This is a genomic window from Aggregatilinea sp. (genome assembly GCF_036822615.1).
Classification (GTDB): Bacteria; Chloroflexota; Anaerolineae; order Aggregatilineales; family Aggregatilineaceae; genus Aggregatilinea.
Map to the genome: position 1 here is coordinate 1 of NZ_DAISHJ010000204.1, position 4,686 is coordinate 4,686.

Annotated in this window: 5 protein-coding genes; 4 read left to right on the forward strand and 1 reads right to left on the reverse strand. The window is 63.2% G+C overall.

The genetic code is table 11. The features are described from left to right. The coding region (locus V7116_RS25455) for a serine hydrolase domain-containing protein (protein ID WP_324394814.1) at window positions 1–507 on the reverse strand (507 nt) is incomplete at its 3' end. Between the two features lie 212 nt (window positions 508–719). On the opposite strand from V7116_RS25455, the gene V7116_RS25460 reads away from it, so the two are divergent. The 4 genes from V7116_RS25460 to V7116_RS25475 all read left to right on the forward strand — a co-directional run. Continuing rightward, a complete protein-coding gene (locus tag V7116_RS25460) occupies window positions 720–1,247 on the forward strand; it encodes a GNAT family N-acetyltransferase (protein WP_324394815.1) in 528 nt (175 codons plus the stop codon). 57 nt (window positions 1,248–1,304) lie between these two features. Further along, window positions 1,305–2,828, forward strand: a complete 1,524-nt coding sequence (locus V7116_RS25465) for an ABC transporter substrate-binding protein (protein WP_324394816.1) — start codon at window positions 1,305–1,307, stop codon at window positions 2,826–2,828. An 80-nt stretch (window positions 2,829–2,908) separates the two neighbouring features. Then, a complete protein-coding gene (locus V7116_RS25470) occupies window positions 2,909–3,871 on the forward strand; it encodes an ABC transporter permease (RefSeq protein WP_349258568.1) in 963 nt (320 codons plus the stop codon). Further along, on the forward strand, window positions 3,855–4,686 hold an 832-nt coding region (locus V7116_RS25475), incomplete at its 3' end, for an ABC transporter permease (protein WP_324394818.1). The genes V7116_RS25470 and V7116_RS25475, both read left to right, overlap by 17 nt.

Below are 4,686 nucleotides of genomic sequence, written 5' to 3' on the forward strand. Positions count from 1 at the left end.
CGGCGGCGGGACCGGCCCGGCGGCCTCGAACACCGCCCGCCACGGGGCCAGCCCGGACGTATGCGTCAGCAGGTGGCGGAACGTCACGCGGGCAGGGTCGGCGGTGTGGCCGCGCACCTCGTCGGGCACGGGCAACATTTCGCGCGTGTGCGGATTCTGCCCGCCGTCGAGCGCGCGCGGCCCCGATGCGCCGAACTCCGGTACGACCGCCACCAGCGGATCGTCCAGCCCGACCGCGCCCGCGCTGACCAGCGACAGAAACGTGCTCGTCGTGAACAGCTTGCTGACCGAGGCGAAGTCGAAACGCGCGTCAGGGTGAGCGGGGTGATCCGCATCGATCCCGCCCCACGCTGCATCTAACCAGCACTCGCCATCGCGCAGCACGACCAGCGCCGCTGAAGTGAAGGTGTTCCCGACCCCGGTGCGTACAGCCTCGTTCAACGGATGGAATGCGGTGGGAGCGAGCCGGTTCGTACGCCCGGCAAACGGAACAGGGGAAAAAGTCACAGGTCTATTTCCTTGAAACATCAACAACGATTGATGCAAAGTTCGTTCTGTTCAGAATCTCTATCATATCCTGTGAATAGTTCCGGTGCTACTTAGCTCAACGCAAACTAATGCATTAGAAACAACTTGTTTGTGACAATCGCTCATAATCCAATCCCGGGAATCGGTCGAGTTGACTGGATTTAATCTCTAAATATCTATAGAATGGTGTCATGAACGTCATTACACTCCGCTCTATGATCCGTGAGGATATCCCTCACATTGCGGCATGGATCGCGCAGAGTCCGCTCTGGCAGCGCTACCGTCTGGATGCGTCCAAAGCCAGCCGCCAGCTTGAACAGGCCCTCGAACGAAACGAGATGCTGCTGGCCGCCGTGCCGCCTGAAGGCCCCGTCTGCGGGCTGGCGTGGTGCATGGTTGGCGGCGCGTTCGGGCGCAGCACCTACCTGCGGCTGCTGGGCATCGAAGAGACGTACCGCAGCGCCGGGGTCGGCGCGCTGCTGCTCAACGAAGCCGAGCGCCTCGCCGCTGAGAGCGGCCAGAGCATGGTCCTGCTCGTCTCCGACTTCAACACGGGCGCGCAGCACTTTTACCAGCGCCAGGGCTATACCCAGGTCGGCGCGCTGCCGGGCTACGTCCTGCCCGACGTCACCGAGTTGATCTACTGGAAACCCCTAAACTCCAGTATGACATCCATTCCAGGCTCCCCACTGGCAAAGGAGGCTCATCCCAACTTATAGAACGCCGTACGACCGACCCGCACGTTTCATGTTTTGCGCATAAGAGAGGGTAGAACGATGAAAGTTTCTCGCTTTGTTTTGGCTATCGCGCTTGTCGTGATGGTGCTTGGCGCGGCCCTGCCCGCGATGGCCCAGGGCGACGGCAACGTGCTGATCGTGGCGCGCGCCGCCGACACCACCGGCCTCGATCCGCACACCCAGACGGCTTTCGCCTCGCTGCGCCTGCTGGAACTCATCTACGAGCCGCTGGTCATGCTCGACGCCGATCTGAACGTCGTGCCCGCGCTGGCCGAAAGCTGGGATTTCTCTGACGACGCGACGCAGCTGACCTTCAACCTGCGCCAGGGCGTCACCTTCCACGACGGATCTGACTTCACGTCCGAAGACGTGAAAGCGTCTCTTGAGCGCATTCTGAACGAAGAGACCGGCGCGGCGACCCGTGCCAACCTGCTCAGCATCGCCTCGATCGACACGCCCGACGATTACACGGTCGTGCTCAACCTGTCCGAGCCGGATGTGCCGCTGCTGGCCGCCCTGGCGACGACCAACGCCGTGATCCTCTCCTCGGACGTGATCGCCAACGGCGACCCGGCCACCGAAACCATCGGCACCGGCCCGTTCATGCTCGACAGTTGGGTTCCCGAAGAAACCACGACCCTGACCGCCAATCCGAACTGGTGGGGTGACGGCCCGTACGTGGATGGCATCGAAATGCGCGTCATCCCCGACGAAGCCTCGATCCTGGCCGCCCTGCGCGCCGGTACGGTCGATTTCGCCCTGCTCAACGACCCGCTGGTCGCCACGCTGCTGATCGACGATCCGGACGTGGTGCTCAACCGCGCCCCCTCGATCGCCTACCACGTGCTGCAGTTGAACGCCGCAAACCCGCCGCTGGATAAGCTCGAAGTGCGCCAGGCGATCTCCTGCGCCATCGACCGCCAGGAAGTGCTCGACACCGCCGCCCTGGGCGAAGGCTCCGTGACCGGCCCGGTGACCAGCCCCGCCTACGAGGTGCCGCTGGATGAGTTCTTCTGCTACGAGCGCGACGTCGAAAAGGCCAAGGAACTGATGATCGCCGCCGGGATGGAAGACGGCTTCTCGCTGACGATCATGGCTGCCAGCGCCGAACCGCCGACCGCGATGGCCGAAGCCCAGACGATCCAGTCGCAGCTCGCGGACATCAACATCGACGTCGAGATCGAGCCGCTGGAACTCAGCGTCTACGTGGACCGCTGGCTGGCGGCGGACTTCGACGCGGCGGTGGCCCTCAACGGTGGCCGTCCCGATCCGTACACGATGTACGCGCGTTACTTCACCGCCAACGGCAACCTCGCCACGGTCGCCGGGTACGGTGACGAGACGCTGGACCAGTTGATGCAGGAAGGCCGCGCGGAAACCGATCCCGCGGCGCGCCTGGACATCTTCACCCAGTTCCAGAAGCACCTGGTCGAGATGGCCCCCTGGATCTGGCTGTACACCGACTACGAATATACGGCGCAGCAGCCGTACGTTCAGGGCTTCGTTCCCATGCCCACCGACTCGATCTATTCGCTCGCTCAGGTATCCATCGAGCGCGAGTAGCCGCCGTACTTCGTTTTAGCTGAAACTGGGGAGAGCGCCCGCCGCAAAAACGGACGCTCTCCCTTCGAGGTCATTCCATGTTGCGTTACGTCGTCCAACGCGCCATCGCGTTCATCCCGACCGTGATCGGCATCTCGCTCCTGGTCTTTATTGCGATCCGCCTCATCCCCGGTGACTCCATCACGGCGATGCTGGGCACGGAAGCCGGGATGCTCACCGATACGCAGCGCGCGTCACTGGAAAAGTATTTCGGGCTGGACAAGCCCGCGATCGAACAGTATTTCATCTGGCTCGGCAACGTCGTGCACGGCGATATGGGTTATTCGGTGCGCCACGGCCAGCCCGTGCTGGACGTGATCCTGCACCGCTTCCCGGTCACGCTGGAGCTTGCCCTGCTCTCGGTGGTCATCGCCCTGACCATCGGATTTTCGTTGGGCATCCTATCCGCCGTGTTCCATAACTCGTTCGTCGATCTCTTCGGCCAGCTATTCGCGCTGATCGGGTTGGCCGCGCCCAACTTTTTGATCGGCACGCTCATGATCTACGTGCTGTCCGTGTACTTCGGCATCCTGCCCAACTCAGGCGATTACGTCGAGCTGACCGAAGACCCGACGCGCAACCTGGGGCAGATGATCTTCCCAGCCATCACGCTGGGCTTCGCCTTCTCCGCGTCCGTGATGCGCACCACGCGCTCCGCGATGCTGGAGGTGCTCGGCCAGGACTATATCCGCACGGCGCGCAGCAAAGGTCTGCGCGAGCGGACGGTCGTCATCCGGCACGCCCTGCGCAACGCGCTGATCCCGGTGGTGACGCTGGTCGGCGTGGAAACGGGCTATCTGCTCGGCGGGGCGGTCATCGTCGAGGAGATCTTCACCCTACCCGGCATCGGGCGGCTGGCTTTCAATGCCATCTCGCAGCGCGACTACGCCCTGGTCCAGGGCGTGACGCTGTTCATCGCGCTGAATTTCCTGGTCATTAATTTGATCGTAGACTTTATCTATACGCTGCTTGACCCACGCATTTCTTATGCCAAACACTCCTGAACTACCCGACTTGCAGTCCACGCAGCCGAGTCTGCTGCGACGTATCCTGCGCAGCCGGAGCGGTGTCGTCGGGCTGGTCCTCGTCATCCTGTTCCTGGTCACGGCGCTGATTGGCGCGTTGGGCATCACGCCCTACGACCCGATTGAACAGCACCGCATCGACCGGCTGCAAGATCCCAGCTCGACGTATTGGCTCGGAACCGATCTTTACGGACGCGACGTCGCCAGCCGCATCATCTCCGGCGCGACGAACTCGCTGCACGTAGCACTCTTTTCGGTCGCCCTGTCGGGTGTGGTCGGAACGCTGCTGGGCGCACTGGCTGGCTTCGTTGGCGGCATGCTCGACAACGTGCTGATGCGCGTGATGGACGTGTTCTTCGCCTTCCCTTCGATTCTGCTCGCGCTGCTGATCGTGGTGGTGCTGGGACAGGGAGCCAACAACACCATCCTCGCCATCGCCATCGTCTACATGCCGATCTTCGCGCGCGTGGCACGCGGTCCGACGCTGGCCGTGCGCGAAATGGAATACATCACGGCGGCACGCTGTTTGGGCGTCCGCAACGCGCGCATCCTGGTGCTGCACGTGCTGCCCAATATCCTCGCCCCGCTGATCGTGCAGGTCAGTCTGGCGCTGTCGTGGTCGCTGCTGACCGAAGCGGGCCTGAGCTTTTTGGGGCTGGGCACGCGCCCGCCCGCCGCCTCGTGGGGCGTGATGCTCAGCGAAAGCCGCAGTCTGGCCGAAATGGCCCCCTGGTTGATGGTCGCGCCCGGTCTGGCGATCATGCTCGGCGTGCTGGGCTTCAACCTGCTCGGCG